The organism is Spirosoma arboris (genome assembly GCF_009754945.1).
In the GTDB taxonomy this organism is placed as follows: Bacteria; Bacteroidota; Bacteroidia; order Cytophagales; family Spirosomataceae; genus Spirosoma; species Spirosoma arboris.
Genome location: NZ_WPIN01000028.1, coordinates 62627 through 78657 on the forward strand (window position 1 = coordinate 62627; position 16031 = coordinate 78657).

Annotated in this window: 10 protein-coding genes; 6 read left to right on the top strand and 4 right to left on the bottom strand. The window is 45.8% G+C overall.

Features of this window, described 5'->3' with window-relative positions; translation table 11 throughout:
- The first annotated feature begins 63 nt into the window (after positions 1 to 63).
- Positions 64 to 1116, top strand: a complete 1053-nt coding sequence (locus GO755_RS38280; RefSeq protein WP_157590722.1) for a PD40 domain-containing protein — start codon at positions 64 to 66, stop codon at positions 1114 to 1116.
- Between the two features lie 78 nt (positions 1117 to 1194).
- Here the strand turns inward: GO755_RS38280 and GO755_RS38285 are convergent, their stop codons facing one another.
- Positions 1195 to 2331 carry a TlpA disulfide reductase family protein gene (locus GO755_RS38285; RefSeq protein WP_157590723.1) on the bottom strand — a complete coding sequence of 379 codons (1137 nt, stop codon included), beginning with the start codon at positions 2329 to 2331 and terminating at the stop codon, positions 1195 to 1197.
- Positions 2332 to 2628: 297 nt separating this feature from the next.
- On the opposite strand from GO755_RS38285, the gene GO755_RS38290 reads away from it, so the two are divergent.
- Positions 2629 to 4278 (top strand): hypothetical protein, encoded by a 1650-nt coding sequence (locus tag GO755_RS38290; RefSeq protein WP_157590724.1) that lies wholly within the window; start codon positions 2629 to 2631, stop codon positions 4276 to 4278.
- Positions 4279 to 4440: 162 nt separating this feature from the next.
- On the opposite strand, the gene GO755_RS38295 is transcribed toward GO755_RS38290, so the two are convergent.
- Together GO755_RS38295 and GO755_RS38300 are read right to left on the bottom strand one after the other, a co-directional pair.
- On the bottom strand, positions 4441 to 6462 hold the full coding sequence (locus GO755_RS38295; RefSeq protein ID WP_157590725.1) for a c-type cytochrome: 2022 nt from the start codon (positions 6460 to 6462) through the stop codon (positions 4441 to 4443).
- 106 nt (positions 6463 to 6568) lie between these two features.
- Positions 6569 to 8455, bottom strand: coding sequence for a family 16 glycoside hydrolase (locus GO755_RS38300; RefSeq protein ID WP_157590726.1), 1887 nt, complete (start codon positions 8453 to 8455; stop codon positions 6569 to 6571).
- A 133-nt stretch (positions 8456 to 8588) separates the two neighbouring features.
- On the opposite strand from GO755_RS38300, the gene GO755_RS38305 reads away from it, so the two are divergent.
- The 3 genes from GO755_RS38305 (at position 8589) to GO755_RS38315 (ending at position 11738) form a co-directional block, all read left to right on the top strand.
- Positions 8589 to 9395: a 3-keto-disaccharide hydrolase gene (locus GO755_RS38305; RefSeq protein WP_157590727.1), complete on the top strand. Its 807-nt coding sequence runs from the start codon at positions 8589 to 8591 to the stop codon at positions 9393 to 9395.
- Between the two features lie 89 nt (positions 9396 to 9484).
- Positions 9485 to 9994: a histidine phosphatase family protein gene (locus GO755_RS38310; protein WP_157590728.1), complete on the top strand. Its 510-nt coding sequence runs from the start codon at positions 9485 to 9487 to the stop codon at positions 9992 to 9994.
- Between the two features lie 166 nt (positions 9995 to 10160).
- Entirely contained in the window at positions 10161 to 11738 is a 1578-nt protein-coding gene (locus GO755_RS38315; protein WP_157590729.1) for a DHA2 family efflux MFS transporter permease subunit, read from the top strand.
- Positions 11739 to 11784: 46 nt separating this feature from the next.
- On the opposite strand, the gene GO755_RS38320 is transcribed toward GO755_RS38315, so the two are convergent.
- Positions 11785 to 12351 carry an N-acetylmuramidase family protein gene (locus GO755_RS38320; protein ID WP_157590730.1) on the bottom strand — a complete coding sequence of 189 codons (567 nt, stop codon included), beginning with the start codon at positions 12349 to 12351 and terminating at the stop codon, positions 11785 to 11787.
- Positions 12352 to 12633: 282 nt separating this feature from the next.
- Between GO755_RS38320 and GO755_RS38325 the strand changes: the two genes are divergently transcribed.
- The gene (locus GO755_RS38325) at positions 12634 to 16020 is read left to right on the top strand and encodes an nSTAND1 domain-containing NTPase (RefSeq protein ID WP_198175054.1); all 3387 of its coding nucleotides are present in this window, start codon (positions 12634 to 12636) and stop codon (positions 16018 to 16020) included.
- Positions 16021 to 16031 lie beyond the last annotated feature (11 nt).

Below are 16031 nucleotides of genomic sequence, written 5' to 3' on the forward strand. Positions count from 1 at the left end.
CTATTTTGTTTTACAACGATTTGCCGCCAGTTTGTATCCATAAGCTGAAACTGATTCTCAACGATGAAACGTCTATTCGTCCTCGCCTGCTTCTTGATCATGGCCGGTTGTGATCTATTTGAACCTCATTACAGCGAAGGAGTATTTCCTGAGACAACAGCTAATCTTGGCGATATCAATTCCCCGGATGATGACTATAATTCAACCAGCCATGTGGTAGGTAATGTAATCGCATTCGTTTTTTCCTCAAAGCGAGGAGGCCGATCCGATTTTAATTTTATTCATGAATCACTTAATACGTGGTTCGATCTTAACAATGGAAAATTTACATTTGACAATCATCCGTATGGAGGTTGGGATGCTGTTATAGAGCAAACTCCCTTAACCTGGGCTACTAGTGTAGTTAATTCCTCAGCCAATGAACTTGGACCTTATATACGGTCATACGCTCACGATTTACTGCGTAATGATGAGTCATATTATATGCACAATGGTGAATATTTAATGTTGTTTGCATCAGATCGAACTGGTAATTTGGATATCTATCTGACGCATAATTATCAGGATTCTGTGAAGTCTGCAGCTGGGTTATCCAACTCTTGGAGTAATAAGCAATTTGTGGAGCCTGTATTGGTTCCATTTCTAAACTCCTCGGCTGACGATGCTTATCCAACCTTTGATCAGACATACCGTTCAATCTACTTCACCTCAAATAGAGGAGGCTCATTTGATATTTACAGAGCAATGCTCCCTACTTTATCGCCCACAGAGCTACACACCAGGTTACCCGCTTTAACGAATATTCCTATTGAACGTGTGTTAGAATTATCAACAGAAGCTGATGATAAATGCCCTTTTATTAGTGGTAATACGTTAGTATTCACGTCGAACCGACCAGGAGGGTATGGCGGATACGATTTATATTACAGTAAATGGGATGGTGATCACTGGGCGACTCCTGTTAATTTTGGGGCAACTATAAACACACCGTACGACGAGTATCGCCCGATTTTATGCAATGTCCAACAATTCAGCAATCAATTGATGGTTTTTTCTTCAAACCGGCCGGGAGGAAAAGGCGGATTTGATTTATATAGAGTAGGTGTGCCGAAATAAATAAATAGATAGGCTAAACTAAAAACTGGCCCCCACTTATAAGACAGGTGGGGCCAGTAATGGTATAAACAACGAAAATCAGGGCTTCGCTACCAGAAACTCATTTAATTTCTTGCCCAACTCCTCACCCCGCACATTTTTGGCGACAATCTTCCCATCGGGGCCGATCAGAAAGTTTTGGGGAATCGACCGGATGCCGTATTGCTTGGCTACTTCGTTGTCCCAGAATTTTAGGTCCGATACCTGCGTCCAGTCCAGGCCATCTTTGTGAATAGCTTTCAACCAGGCTTCTTTGGCATTGGGCCGATCCAGCGAAACACCGAGTACCGTGAAGTTTTTGGCTTTATACTGATGGAAATTTTTCACCACGTTCGGGTTTTCGGCCCGGCAAGGGCCGCACCAGCTTGCCCAGAAATCAACCAACACATATTTGCCCCGGAACGTACTGAGCGATACTGCCTTACCGGACGTATCAGCTTGGGTAAATTCTGGAGCCATGGCACCAATCGAGGTTGCTTTAACACTGGCTAATTGTTTGGCATACTCTTGCCCGTCTTTGCTATTTTTCAACGCATCGGATAGGCCATCAAACATGGGTGCCACTTCGGCGTATTCGGGGGTATAATCATAGCGTTGAAGGGTATTCAAACTGACCAGACTCTTCGGATTTTCCTTGATAAACTGAACCTTAACTTTCTTTTGGTCGGCTTCAATAGCCTCATACCGTTTGTCCAGACTTTCCTCAATTTCCTTGGATTTCCGTTGCTCAGGTGTTAACGCCCGATACTCTTTCATCAATAGCCCCATCTTGTCAGACGTAGGCTTGAGCATGTTGGTTAGCTTCTGATAATCGGCGTTTAAAGGAGTGCCACTAAGAACGACATTATCCAGTGAGTCGGGGCTGATTACGTTAATAACACCTGATTCGAGGTAGACACCAGTTGCAGCGATGGGGCGGGTTCTGCTGAAACCCGTACCCAGTTTATCGACGTACAAAGTCGCCAGGGTTGGGCCTTCAACGGTTCCTTTAAACGAAAATGATCCGTTTTGAAGCTGGGCGGAATCCATTTGGGCGGTACTGCCTACCATGTAACGGAGGTAAGCCTTAGCAGGAGCTTTGGCTGCGGCCAGTTTCGCATTGAGGGTATATGAGCCGTTTTGTGCCCAGAGCGTTGACGAGCTCAGGAGTAACGCGGCCACGAAAAAGCGTGTCATAGGTCGTTTCGTTTGCTGATTATGAAGCTTAAAAATAAGAAATAGATTTTGCTTTTCGGTAACGACAAGTATTGTCTAGGTTCTTCTTCGACAGGATTTACAGGATGAACAAGATTGGTTCTGTCGATAAAATCCTGTTCATCCTGTAAATCCTGTCAAAAAAAATAGCGCCGAATGTCAAGTATAGGTCGCCGATTATTTTAGAAAAAGTGCCACCTACTAAGCCGGCTAAACTACAGCTCAAAATACCAACATTCTTGTAGCAGAATTCAGATCCATTCGCTAAGCAAGAACCTCATGAAAACCTTTGAACAAACGTACTGGAAATCGACGGACACATTTTCTGGCCTATACAATCATGTTGGTTATGTGGCCACTACATATCGGCTGGTTCAGAATATTGATGCGCTGAGTAAAGCGCGGGAATCATTTTCTATTGCTCAGCCCAGTTATTCCAGTGCGATTAAAGCTGTATTTCAGGGGGCAGAAGTTGCCTTGATCAACATGGCCGCTTTGCTGAAGCGTGCAGCCAGCTTATTGAACGATGGAAAAGATTCCGAAGCGGCTGAATTGATTCTGGTTTTCAACGGATTTAATACATCCATGACCCAATTAAGTCGTGTACCTGGCGAATTGGGTGGCTGCGATGATTTTGATCATCAGCCCTTGGTATTAAGCATTACCGATTCGACCAATTACCCGCATTTTCTTCAGGCAAAAAAAGAGTTTGACCAAGCTTTGTTAGCATATTATCAGATCAAAAATGATACCGATTGTGCAGCTAACTCGCGTTTGGGCACTGTTATGAAGCAACAGGGATTGGGGGAAACAACCTGCCAAATGCAACAGCTCGTTGCTCAGGCCGATCATGATATGCGGGTGTGGTATGCAAATCTAAAAAGCGTTGAAGTAGATGCCCAGGGAGTTGATTATCAAAATTTTGTTGGCGTAAGCTATATCACCGAAGCTATCCAGTCTCCAGCGTATGGTGCTGAGACGCTCATGAATCAGTTTCGGTCTTTTCACATAACTCCTGAGATTTTCGCGGTTGAAATTAATAACCATATACGCTTTGCAATCGCTAAAATACAGCTCTACGATGAAGTTGGTGAGGAGCAGCTACTTCAGGAAGCCTACGAGCATTTAATGTGCGGAAACACACTTTTTCCCTGTATTCAAAAATGCTTTGATGCGCTGGCTGAAGGACTCTCGTATGCCCAATACCATAAATTCCGCGGAAATTTTGGAGCTACGAGTGCCAGTGAGTCGAAGGCAATTGCGAAAGATTTATTGAAAATGCTACCGGCCCAATTGGGTTGCGAAGTTGTCAAATCCCTCACCGGCATCACGACGAATCCACGTCATCCAAAATCTACACACGAACTGTCTGTTGCTTTACTGAAGCCTGCTTTACATGGTCAGCATCGGTGGTTGTGGCGAATGATAACGCAGGAATGTGCGAAAGTTTACACGCACGTAATGACGTGGTACGACGGTCATTTCAAACTCCCGATTCTGCAAGTGGGCTCATCGCCGTCACTGGCTGGGGCCAAAGATGCGATTCAGCATAATTTCAATTTACAGAACCGTGTTCGTGAGCATAACCCGCTTAATCCATTGGTTGCTGTTCGTCATTTACAAGTTTCCTTACCGTCAGATGACGATAAATTGAACTCACTGACTGCCTATATAAACTCCGATGAGTCATTCTTCAGCGTTCGAGCTAATACAATCGGTGCTGTTAACCGCTCGATGTTGACGCACTTATGCGACGGCAATGCTGATTTTGAGCAATTAAAAAAGTTTCAGAAAGAATGTCGTGAGCAGGAGAAACAGATTGATAATGAGGAAGACAGTTGCCTGAATAACCGATTGGAAGCCTATAAGGAGGGCGTCAGATTACGCATGAATTCACCCAAGTTTACTTATGAGACTGTAAGCGCTTGACTTGAATACGGGATTAGATAGGCCCGTATTCAAGTTAAGTTAAATGGGCTTCTAGATTTTTAGTCCCAAAGTTGTCTTATTGGCAAAATACGGATCAAAAAGAGGAGTTATCCCAGACTTTTCCGGGATAACTCCTCTTTGTTTACTAATAATCACAAAAATTTACGGCTTCGGCTCACCTTTTGAGTCACTGCCACTGGCTGATGCCAGCGAGTTGATCCAGGCCGCAATCTTCAGCGCGTCGGCTTTGGGAACTTGTGGCATAGGGGGCATTTCGGTGGCGTAGTCGGGCCAGTTATGCGGTTTAGGACTGTAGATCAAGTCCACAATCTGATCGTTGGTGTACTTGCGTTTGGCTACATCTGCAAAAGCGGGGCCAACCTGCCGTTTGTTAGCCTGGTGGCAGGCTGCGCAGGTGTGGCGGGTCAACAACCCTTTCACTTCCTCATAGGTTGGTGCCTTTGCCATCGTTACTGCTTGACCTTCTACCAATTTTGGCTTACCACCCGTAACGGGTTTAACTCCTGCTTTGGCTGGTGCCGCTTTTTTGCTGGCTTCTGTAGACGCTGGTGCTGGAGCAGGTGTAGCCGGAGCAGCGGCCGAATTCTTCGTGCTCACATCGCTCATGGCTAATTTCTCACCATCAGGGATATTATTCAGCGTGTAGTAAGCAATCGGATGAACGAGTGAGTACGACCCCGTAGCTCCCCGAACGCCATCCAACGTCAGTTGGTGAATGTAGTATTTGCGTAGATCACCTACGATCAGTCGGGCTTTCAGACCATCTGCCGAAACTTTCACGCCTTTTAGCGGAAGGGCTTCTTTGTTAATCGTCGGGCTGCCATATACTGCGTGGTATTTGTACAGAAAACTTTCAACCCGGTACGACGCCAAATCCTCTGCCGACTTACGGTCGACTGGGCTGGTAAATTCAACCTCAAAGCCGTCGGGCATCGCTTTCACCGAACGCATTTCGAAAGGTACTGCGTTGTTCCAGACCAGTCGTTGCAAGCCTTCATTCGCATCTCCGGCAGAGCCCCAGCCCCGGTTGGTCTCGCCCACGAAGAGCGAGCCATCTTTTCCAAAGGCCATACGCAACACACCAGACTTAAATCCATTTCGGAATTCAATAGCTCCGCCCTGATACTCGCCATTCACTTTTTCCATGAATACCCGCGAGATTTTACTCATGCCCTGATCGCCCACCAGTAATTGGCCCGAAAACGGTCCAAAGGCACCTTGTGGAATCTCCAGAATTTCGGAGTTGGAAATGCCCAGGATACCGTGTGGTAACCAAACGGCGGGCGTCTGAATCTCCGCATTTGGGAACTGCTCTTTCATGGCGTAGAGCAGATTTGGCGTTTCGTTAATTACGTTTTCGGGTTTAATGGCACGACCATTTTCATCCCGGCGACGGCGTTCGTCGATTTTAGCCGTAAACTGTTCAGTGGTTAATTTGACGGGTGAGTTGGCTAATCCCGTCCAGCGCAAACCGGCGGGGTGACCTACAAACGCGCCTTTCTTTACGTGCACAACACCACCTGATCCCATCCAATCGCCCTGATTATCGGCATAGAAAAGTTCACCGTCGAAGATCCCAAGGCCGCAAGGGGAGCGCATACCAGTAGCCCAGGGCTGCATGGTGCCGTTTTCGCTGATTTTCATTGTCCATCCCCGCCAGGGAACGCGGCTTTCACCCCGCCACCATTCTTCATCACCGAACGCTACGTTGCCCGATATAAAGAATTGTCCATCAGGTGCAATTTTCGGTCCGTAACTGTATTCGTGATAGTGCCCCGATAGCGGCCAGGCGTAAATCGTCTCGAATACATCGGCTTTGCCGTCCTGATTGGAGTCGATCATTTTGGTCAATTCGCCACGCTGGGCGCAATAGAGCGCACCGTCTTTGTAAGTCAATCCCAAAATCTCGTGCAAACCCGATGCGAATTTCCGGAAGAAGGGACTACGACTAGTAGGATTCTCGACAATCCAGACATCGCCACGGCGCGTTGCCACACCCAAATCGCCATTAGGCAATACGGTCAGACCACCAACTTCGAGCAATGTCCCTTCGGGTGCGCTTACTTTCAGAATCTTGAAAAAATCTTCCTCCTTCGGCGATTCCTGCGCCAGTACCCCCGTGAGGCTGGCGATCGTAAAGAGGGTTGTCAGTATCTTTTTCATAATGATGTATGGCACGCTGATGACACGGATTTTTATGATTTACACAGATCTTTTTATTTTTTTATCCGCGTAAATCAGCCATATCATAGTAATCTGCGTGCTATGTTTAAAACAAGATCGAATAGGTCAATTTCCCCTTTACCGGCACAATTAATTCCTGCCGTCCGTTAGCTTCCCGAATGGTGGGTTTCGCTCCGGCAACGTCGTCGATACGCACGTATTCCTGTCCATCGACTAGGTACATGCCGTTTTCCAGAGCACTAATGCTGGAACCACTAATCAACCGGGCATAGAGATCGCTGGCAGGGTTGGTTATCGTTACTTCCCGTTGCACGCCTTTACCTTCATTCAGCACACGAATTTTATCCTCAACCGATGCTCCATAGCTCTGATAACGGAAGGTTGGGCGATCGCTCTCATCCAGTACGTAGCCTTTTGGGTGATAATTTGAACCGGTTGTATCAGCAATCCAGTTTGCCTGTGGTGACGCTAGTTTACTCAGAAACAGGACGGGAGCACCCAGCCGTTGTACCATACCCAGCGGTCGTGAAGAACCGTCGCCCCGTTCGTGCCACATAGGTGTAGCGTCCAGGAATCCACCACGCCAGACCTGCACCAGTGCGCCTTTGTCTAAGTCATAGGTATAGTGAACCTGCTCTGGACTACCCACTGAAATAGCGTGAGTTACGCGGAGAGTGCGCCCCTGGGTGTTTTTCTCGCCGGGCATATCCATAAAACTGCGGAGGATCGTGTTGGTGGGGGCCTCTACAATAATAGGATCTACCTCTTCGCCCGTGCCACCAACACCGTCGCTAATCGCATATTCGCGAATACCTGGACCAGCAACGGTTAATCCCAGCGCAGGTTGAGCCCAATCAACAAATTTGGAATAGAGCAGCTCAAACGGCAAATCTCCTTTTGACAGGGTTGCTTTACCTTTGGCATTCCATTCGCCGGGTGCAATTACGGATTGATTATTGATTTTCATCATGCCACCGCCCCCCGGAACACCCAGGTTAAAACTGTACTCGCCGGGTTCCGAAACCCGTAGCGTACCTGTGTAGCGAATCAGGAATTCATTCGGAATGCGACTAACCGAAGCCGACAATATTTTTGTGGCCCCTTCCGATTCGGGAGCCGTTTTGTCGTACTCAGGTTCTTTTTGAAACTTGCCTTTATAAACGGCGTATTTCAGATTCATCAATTCGGGACGGGGTTTGTCGTAGGTGATGTAACGAATATTGCGAAGAGCGACCGCACCATGATCACCTTGAATGCGGAGTGGACCGAGCGCTTTTTCATCGTCAAAGGCAGAGCCGCGCGTTGGGCCGGTCAGCTCGACATCTTCCTGAATAATGACTCCGTTTAACTCAACCCGAATCACGCGGCCGTTTTCGGTCTTCTGTCCATTGGCATTAAAGCGGGGTGCCTGAAACGAGATTTTCATGTGTTGCCATAAACCGGGCGCCCGGCTGGCATTCTGGCGGGCCGCGTGACCTTCATAGCCTTTGTGACCTTCAGGCCGTTTTTCATCCCAGCGTTCATAAACACCTCCGTTGTCATGCACATTGGGCTTGCGGATTTCCCAGCTATCGCGGAGCTGTATTTCATAGCGACCTTGCAGATACACGCCCGAATTCGACTTCGAGGCCATCATGTAATCTAATTCCAGATCGACATCCCCGTGTTGCAGCGTTGTGAACAGATCGTACTTGTAAGGATTTTTAGGATCGGCTGTGGGATGAGCCAGCGGTATGTTGACCAATACGCCCATTCCTTTTTCGGTAGTGAGCGTGTTCTCTTTGTTAAGATCGGCCCGAACGCCACCAGCAATGCGCCAGTTGGGTGTTGGGGCTGCAAAGGCACTTAAATCATTGAGCGGGAGTGCGATACCCGGCGTGGGAGTTGGTTGGGCCGTTGCCAGACCAATACCCACAATCCAGCCGACGCCCAACAGTCCGCTGAAACGAGCTGAAATGGATAGCTTTACCATAGTTTATCATGTAGTTTGAAGGGCGAAAGTTACATTTTTTCCCTATAAAAGACTGCTGATTGACAGTTAGACTTATCTTTGAACGTTTTACCTGCGAATCCATTAACCCGCGTAAATTTCTTTATAATTTTCTATGAAAAATGTACATGTATCGCTTGCTATCTGTGTTGGTCTAGCGAGCCTTGCCATCACCAATCAGGCTGTGGCCCAAACTGAGCCAAGCAAACAAACTCCCCAGTCAACTGAAATCTGGGAGCCCGTACCACCAGTCGTTACACCGGGCACTGTCTCTGCAAACACGAGCGGTACAACTCCTCCATCTGATGCCATTGTCCTCTTCGACGGTAAAAACGCCGACGAATGGGTGGCTATCAAAGGCTATTCGCCAGCCAGCTGGGAAAAAACCAACGAAGGACCGCTGAAATGGCCAGTAACTGACGGCGTGTTGTATTCGACCAAAGGATTCTCGGCCCGCTCGAAAAAGGAGTTCAATGATTTTCAGCTTCACCTGGAGTTTAAAACTCCGGAGAAAGTAGAAGGTAACAGCCAGGGCCGTGGTAATAGCGGTGTCTTTTTACAGGGTCGGTATGAGTTGCAGGTTCTTGACAACTACAACAACCCAACCTACGTAGATGGCATGGTTGGTTCTATTTACAAGCAGGCGATTCCATTGGCCAATCCTAGCCGCAAACCCGGCGAATGGCAAACCTACGATGTCATTTATCAGGCTCCTAAATTCAACAAAGCGGGCATGATGACCGACTACGCGTATGTGACTGTATTGCTCAACGGCATATTGGTACAAAATCATGCTGCCATTCGCGGTACAACGGAATACATTGGCTATCCGAAAGTACAGCCTCACGGTGCCGGTCCAATTCTTCTTCAGGATCATGGTAATCCAGTTGGTTTCCGGAATATCTGGGTTCGGGAGTTATAGAGATTAACTGCTTACGAACAACGAAAAAGCCTCCGGTGAATAGCCGGGGGCTTTTTCGTATCATTACTGTCCCAAAACTGTAGTTGCTTATGCGTCTTCTTTATAGTTTTCTTCTGATTGTCTGTTCGCTCCTAACAGCTTGCTCCACCACTACAGTGTATATCGTTCGTCATGGCGAGAAGGTAAACGAAACCGACACCACAAATCTTAATCCAGCGGGCTATGCGCGAGCAGCCGCTCTGGCTCAACGATTGGCCAATCAGCACGTTGATTCCATTTTCTCAACGCCTTACCGACGTACCCGGCAAACAGTCCAACCACTGGCTCAGCAATTGGGCCTTCAGGTCGTCGATTATCCTGCGAAACCTACAGAGGCCATTGTTAATCGGGTTAGTCGTATCAAGAATAAAACCGTGTTAGTCGTAGGCCACAGTAATACCATTCTGGAGATTGCCAAAGGATTAGGGGCTCATCCCGCTATGACCAAAATTGAATCGGGTGATTTTGATAATCTGCTACAGGTGAAGATTCGGCGGGGACTATTCCGAAAATCTATTACGTTTTCGCAGACAACTTATGGTCAGATAACTCCCCCATAGGTGGCGTAAAAAAACCTGGTGTATTCAGCTCCTCCGTTTGGTTTTATCGCTTTCCACAATTAGTATTATACTGATATTTACATTTTCTAAGGGCCTTTCGGGGATGACTATCTCGTAGTAATTCACCTGAGGAAAATCATTACAGGCAGCTAGCTTGTACTCACTTATGCAACCAACATTAGCAGCCCAGGCACCCGCTCTACCAACGGGTCTACTCCGTATTATCATCGTTGTCACGGCTATTTCAGCCGCAGTCATGGAGTTGATTGATGTCACGATTGTCAATGTAGCTCTTAATGAAATTGCTGGAGCATTAGGTGCCACCATAGAAGACGTTGCCTGGGTAGTTACGTCCTACGCCATCGCCAACGTGATCATTATTCCCATGACGGGCTTTCTGGCCGAATACTTCGGTCGCAAAAAATACTACGTAGCCTCCATTATTCTGTTTACAATTGCCTCTTATTTCTGCGCCAGTTCAACCAGTTTGTGGCAACTCGTCCTCTGGCGATTTATCCAGGGTATAGGTGGTGGCGCCCTCCTGTCGACCTCTCAGGGAATTATCTTCGATGCGTTTCCACCCGCCAAACGGGGTGTTGCTTCCGGCATTTTTGGCATGGGTATCATTCTGGGACCAACACTGGGGCCCTTTCTGGGTGGAGTCATCGTTGAGAACTACCACTGGTCTTACATCTTTTATGTCAATGTCCCTGTTGGCATCGTCGCTACCATCCTCACAATCCTGTACATAGCCAGAAAGCCCGGCGAAGGCACCCGAAAGCACCAAATCAAGATTGACTATCCGGGTATTTTTCTGTTAGCCGTGGGTGTGGGCTCATTGCAATACGTGCTGGAGAAAGGACAATCTGACGATTGGTTCGAATCGAAAACGATTGTGGTGTTTACCCTAACCGCCGTCACTGGACTGGCAGGCTTCATCTGGCGTCAACTCGTTACAGATCATCCAGTTGTCAATATACGAGTCCTTAGTAAAGGAACATTAGGGGTAACGACCATCTTCAGCTTTGTGGCTGGTGTCGGGCTATTCACGTCGGTATTCGTCTATCCGGTCCTGGTGCAGCGCATCAACGGCTTTACGCCCACCATGACGGGTCTTTCGCTGCTTTGGCCCACGTTGATTGGCATCCCCTTATTTCCCCTCATTGGTCGACGTTTATCTGTCGGAGCCTCTCCTCTGCCCTTTATCATTATCGGGATGTGTACGTTTGTCGTGTTTGGTTTTTATAGCGGTACGCTGAACGGACAGGCTAACCAATGGGATTTTTTCTGGGCTCAGATGATGCGGGTCTTCGCCGTAACGATGCTACAGTTGCCTTTGATCAACCAGGCAGTGGCCGGTTTATCCCCGCAGGATTTTCCGTCGGCGATTGCTCTCAATAACATGATTCGACAGTTAGGTGGCGCGTTTGGCATTGCACTGGCCAACACGTTTGTTACGCGTGATTATGCCCAGCATCGGTACGATCTGGTGAGTAACCTTGACCCATCGAATCCACTACTCACCGAGCGACTCAATTTGATGGGTGGGGCCAGCCAGCGCGCGTATAAGCTGCTCGATCTGGCAGTGGACAAACAGGCCTATCTGTTGGCTTACCTGGATACATTCCGGCTAGTGGGTGTATTCTTTTTAGCGATTTTACCTCTGGTTTATTTCTTACGGACTAAAAAGAAATCGGCAGCTGAGGTAGCCTTAGCGGCAAAAGCCATGTCGGAAGCTCACTAAGGCCCTCCTTAGAAAATCTAGAAGGCAAAAAACAGTCGAGAATTGATCATGCACTAAATTTTTTATAGGCGTTGCTCAGCTTGGTATCGTAATTCAACAGCTTAAAATTCTTGCCATTATAGATACGGGCAAATCTCGCCCATTGGTGTTCACGCAGTTCGTCATTCAACCCCTGGTTAGTAATGAAATTACAGAACAGGTTAAGTTGTTCGGCCTCCGATTTAGACATGCGGGTTATAAATTCAGGCAATGACTTACAGCCGCAATCTGGCCAGTTAGACCCAAGTATCTGGAATAAACCAAATGAAGTAGCCATGCGGGCAGCTTGTAGATTCAACACCTTAGCCTCATCATAAAGCTGCCAGCTTTGCACTACACCAGTAGGGTATCCCGGCTTTAAATTTTTGAAGCTTAACTGCGGATGGGATGCATCAAATTTACTCTGTGTGTACCGATGAAATAAGTGTGGCTCAAAGCGAATGACAATGCGCCCATCAGTCAGGAATCCCCGTCCGCCCGATTCAACTTCGGTAACGGCTTTAATCACCGCCACTTCTGTATTCATGTTTTGGGCAGCCTGTTGGTAATCGGCAGAGGTTAAGGTAGTCGGCATGGTAGAGTCAGCTTTAGTTTATGTGAACTAAATGTCTGGAAGCGACCAATTTACCCCTACCTCAGGTATCGTTTGATTTAACGGTATACGATCTACCCCTAGGGAAATTTTATCGATTTCTAGGGGTGTCTGTATACGCTCCGACGATCGGTGATACGCTTACTAATTTGCGACTGCGTAGGCGATACAAGCTATTTATTTCAATTGTATCTTGACGACTTAATGCGCTGTTTCTCAATACTGTTTCAACGAGCCTTCCCGTACCGCACCGAATACTTAACCATGCGTATCTTCCTATCCTACAACCGGAAAAATCAGTCCTTTGTAACAGAAATTGCCCATAAGTTAAAAAGCCAGAATTTTGAGACGGCAGATAGCCTGTTTTTCGATCAGGACAATCTCGAATCAGGCGATAAATGGGCACAGAAAATCCAGAATGCGCTAGTCAATAGCGATGCCTGTGTCGTGTTTATCGGTGAACAGGGCATTGGTAACTGGCAGATGAAAGAAGTGCTGAAGGCCATCGACCTGTTAGAAGAGGACAAAACTGCGTTCCGAATCATTCCGGTGATTGTTCCGCACAGTGACCGCGAGAATGTACAAAAAAGTTTCCCCTGGTTTTTAGCCGATACGCAATGGATTGAGTTTACCAGCCCATCTGACTCCGATGCGTTTCAGAAACTGGTGGTAACTCTCCGGGAAAATGCCCCAGCCCCATTTCCAATTCCGGCTGGCACTACCAACCCGTATAAAGGTCTGGAATCCTTTGGTGTAGATGATGCGGCTTTTTTCTTTGGTCGCACCTTCGATGTAAATCGGGTATTCTACTATCATTTGCGGCTGGCATCTACCCAGTTTAGTAAGCGATTTCTGGCCATTATCGGCAACTCCGGTAGTGGTAAATCATCGTTTGCCAAAGCTGGACTATTAGCCTCGCTGAAAGCTGGGCGCTTTGAAGGCAGCAAACAATGGCTCCGGATTATACTTACGCCAGACAACAACCCGCTGTTGAAATTAGCCACTGCGCTCGAAAAAGCCGGGATCGTAGCGCTTTCAACTGATTTTAAAAACAGTGCGTTACAGGATTCGGAAACCCTACGGGAGCGACTGGAAGTTTTCAGTCAAAAAGTCGTATTGCTTATTGATCAATTTGAGGAGGTCATCACGCAGTGCAAGGACAATGAAAACCGGACAGCTTTTCTGGCTAATCTGGCAGAAGCGGTTAACTCCAATTACCTGATCTGCATTATTACCATGCGGAGTGATTTCTATTCCAGTTTCGCTCCTTATCGGGACTTCAATTTTCTGTTGCTGACCAACAATTATACGCTGGCCGAAATTGATGCCAATACGAATGGGGACGAGTGGCACCGATACATGCGGGACATTATCAGCAAGCCAGCCCGGCTGATGGGCGTAAACATTGAGCCTCAGCTAGTCAATCGGATCATTGAAGATCTTCGGGAGATTAACGGCGTATTGCCCATACTACAACTTGCCTTGCAACAATTATGGCTCGGCAAAAAGGTCATGGATCAAATTACTACGAGTGATTACGATCGTTTGGCTGGAGGAGAGGGAAGAGGTATTGCTGGAGTCATAGAAATGCATGCTAACACAGTCTTTAATCTGATTACCAGCAATGGCAATGATGTCGGAAAAGTGGCCCTCTTTAAAGCTATTTTCATTCGACTCGTCGAAATTACCAGTGGTAAAGACGATGTGCGAAAAACGATTAGCCAGAACGCTCTAATCCAAGAATTAAGGAACCAGTTTACTGAACCGGAAATTCAGACAATGTTGATAGATCTTTCTGGAGAAGAAAGCCGCCTGATCCGCATTAAAGGCGATCTATGGATTGACGTTATCCACGAGGTTCTGATTCGTAAATGGGAGAAATTGAAAGGATGGATTAATGAACGAAGAGAGGCAATAGCCTATAAGCAAGATATTGAGAAGGATATTAATGATTATGAGCAAAAAGTAGAAAGCTATATTTATAACTATCTGCGACTATTTAACAGCAAAAAATTAGAAACATTCATAAACTGGAAAAAGGCTAATCCGGATTTGACGGATGAAAGAATAGATTCATTTTTTGCCAGCATCCAGACTAAACAGCGAGTCTTGATAGTTGGTGGATTGGCGATGTGGGTTATCATTATTACGGGCCTATTATGGTACAATTTTAAATACCTACCTGAAAATAGTAAACTGGCAAAGTATTGGAAGGAGCATAATTACAAACTGGAGGAAATCCACAAATTGAAGATTTCTGATTTAGATGATTTAACCGGTTTACAGGTTTTTACGAATTTAGACACCTTGCTTATAGATGCAAATGGCGAGAATTTTAATCAGGCTCGTCTGGATTATTTGCCGGAGAAGCTCACTTACCTATCCATTAAAAATGCGGAGATTAGTGAACCATTAAATTTCAGCCACTTAAGAACTCTTAACCAGTTCGTATTAGCTAATATACCCAAATTACAGTCTTTTTCTTCTCTTCAACAACTAGCCTCCTTACAAACACTCTCGCTTTCCGACTTACCTAATTTACAGGATCTGAAAGGGCTGAATCAAGCCAAATCTCTGAAAAATCTAATACTTTCTGGCTTGGCCATATCTGATCTAAAATGGTTAGAGCAAGTTAAGTCTTTGCAAAGCCTGACTCTTTCAGGCTTGTTTATATCTAATTTAAAAGGATTAAACCAAGTCCATTCGCTACAGGCTCTGACTCTTTTTAATCTTGACAAATTAGAAACTTTAAATGGACTAGAGCAGGCAAGCTCTTTACAGATATTGATACTTTCTGATATATTTCATTTACAGACTTTGAAAGGGATAGAGAAGAATAAAACCTTAAAAAGCCTTACACTTAAAAACGTATATGATTTGCAAGATTTAAAAGAACTGGAGCAAGTTAAATCTCTGAAAAACCTCACACTTTCCAATATGGATATAAAGAATATGAAAGTATTCGAATTGGCTCGTCCTCTGCAAAGCCTATATCTTTATGACTTGCCTATATCTGATTTAAAAGGGTTAGAACAAGATAAATATCTGCAAATTTTAGCGCTTGAAAGTTTGGCTAATTTACAGGATCTAAGTGAACTCAAGCAGGCAAAATCATTGCAAAATCTTACACTCTCCAATCTGACTAATTTACAGAGTTTGAAAGGGCTCGAACTAGGAAAATCATTGCAAATCTTAAAGCTTGAAAGCTTAGCGAACTTAAAGGATCTAAAAGGGCTCGAGCAAGCAAAATTATTGCGAAATCTCACACTTTCTAATCTAGCTGGTTTGCAGAATTTGAAAGAGTTCGAACTAGGAAAATCATTACAAAATCTCACACTTTCTAGCTTGGATAATTTACAGGATCTGAAATGGTTAGAACAATTGCTTGAAATTAAAATACTTCGTTTAAATTCAGTAGGTAATAACGAGTTAAAAAATTCTCAAGTATTACTAAAAATGCCTCTTGATTCGCTCTTTTTAAGCGATATAGATATTCGTAATGTTGATTTTCGCAAAGAAAAATGCAAAGTCAAAGTGTTAATCTATAATCGGATTGGCGTCGATGAGAATTGGATTGTAGAGATGGCCAGGCATGCTCCGCAAACGAAATTTTTGAATGCAAAGGATCTTATAAAATCAGAGGATTTGTAAGAGATTGAGCC

What these genes read in the sequence shown, in the direction of transcription:
- GO755_RS38280 (WP_157590722.1), top strand. Translation starts at nt 64, where the DNA reads ATGAAACGTCTATTCGTCCTCGCCTGCTTCTTGATCATGGCCGGTTGT.
- GO755_RS38285 (WP_157590723.1), bottom strand. Translation starts at nt 2,331, where the DNA reads ATGACACGCTTTTTCGTGGCCGCGTTACTCCTGAGCTCGTCAACGCTC.
- GO755_RS38290 (WP_157590724.1), top strand. Translation starts at nt 2,629, where the DNA reads ATGAAAACCTTTGAACAAACGTACTGGAAATCGACGGACACATTTTCT.
- GO755_RS38295 (WP_157590725.1), bottom strand. Translation starts at nt 6,462, where the DNA reads ATGAAAAAGATACTGACAACCCTCTTTACGATCGCCAGCCTCACGGGG.
- GO755_RS38300 (WP_157590726.1), bottom strand. Translation starts at nt 8,455, where the DNA reads ATGGTAAAGCTATCCATTTCAGCTCGTTTCAGCGGACTGTTGGGCGTC.
- GO755_RS38305 (WP_157590727.1), top strand. Translation starts at nt 8,589, where the DNA reads ATGAAAAATGTACATGTATCGCTTGCTATCTGTGTTGGTCTAGCGAGC.
- GO755_RS38310 (WP_157590728.1), top strand. Translation starts at nt 9,485, where the DNA reads ATGCGTCTTCTTTATAGTTTTCTTCTGATTGTCTGTTCGCTCCTAACA.
- GO755_RS38315 (WP_157590729.1), top strand. Translation starts at nt 10,161, where the DNA reads ATGCAACCAACATTAGCAGCCCAGGCACCCGCTCTACCAACGGGTCTA.
- GO755_RS38320 (WP_157590730.1), bottom strand. Translation starts at nt 12,351, where the DNA reads ATGCCGACTACCTTAACCTCTGCCGATTACCAACAGGCTGCCCAAAAC.
- GO755_RS38325 (WP_198175054.1), top strand. Translation starts at nt 12,634, where the DNA reads ATGCGTATCTTCCTATCCTACAACCGGAAAAATCAGTCCTTTGTAACA.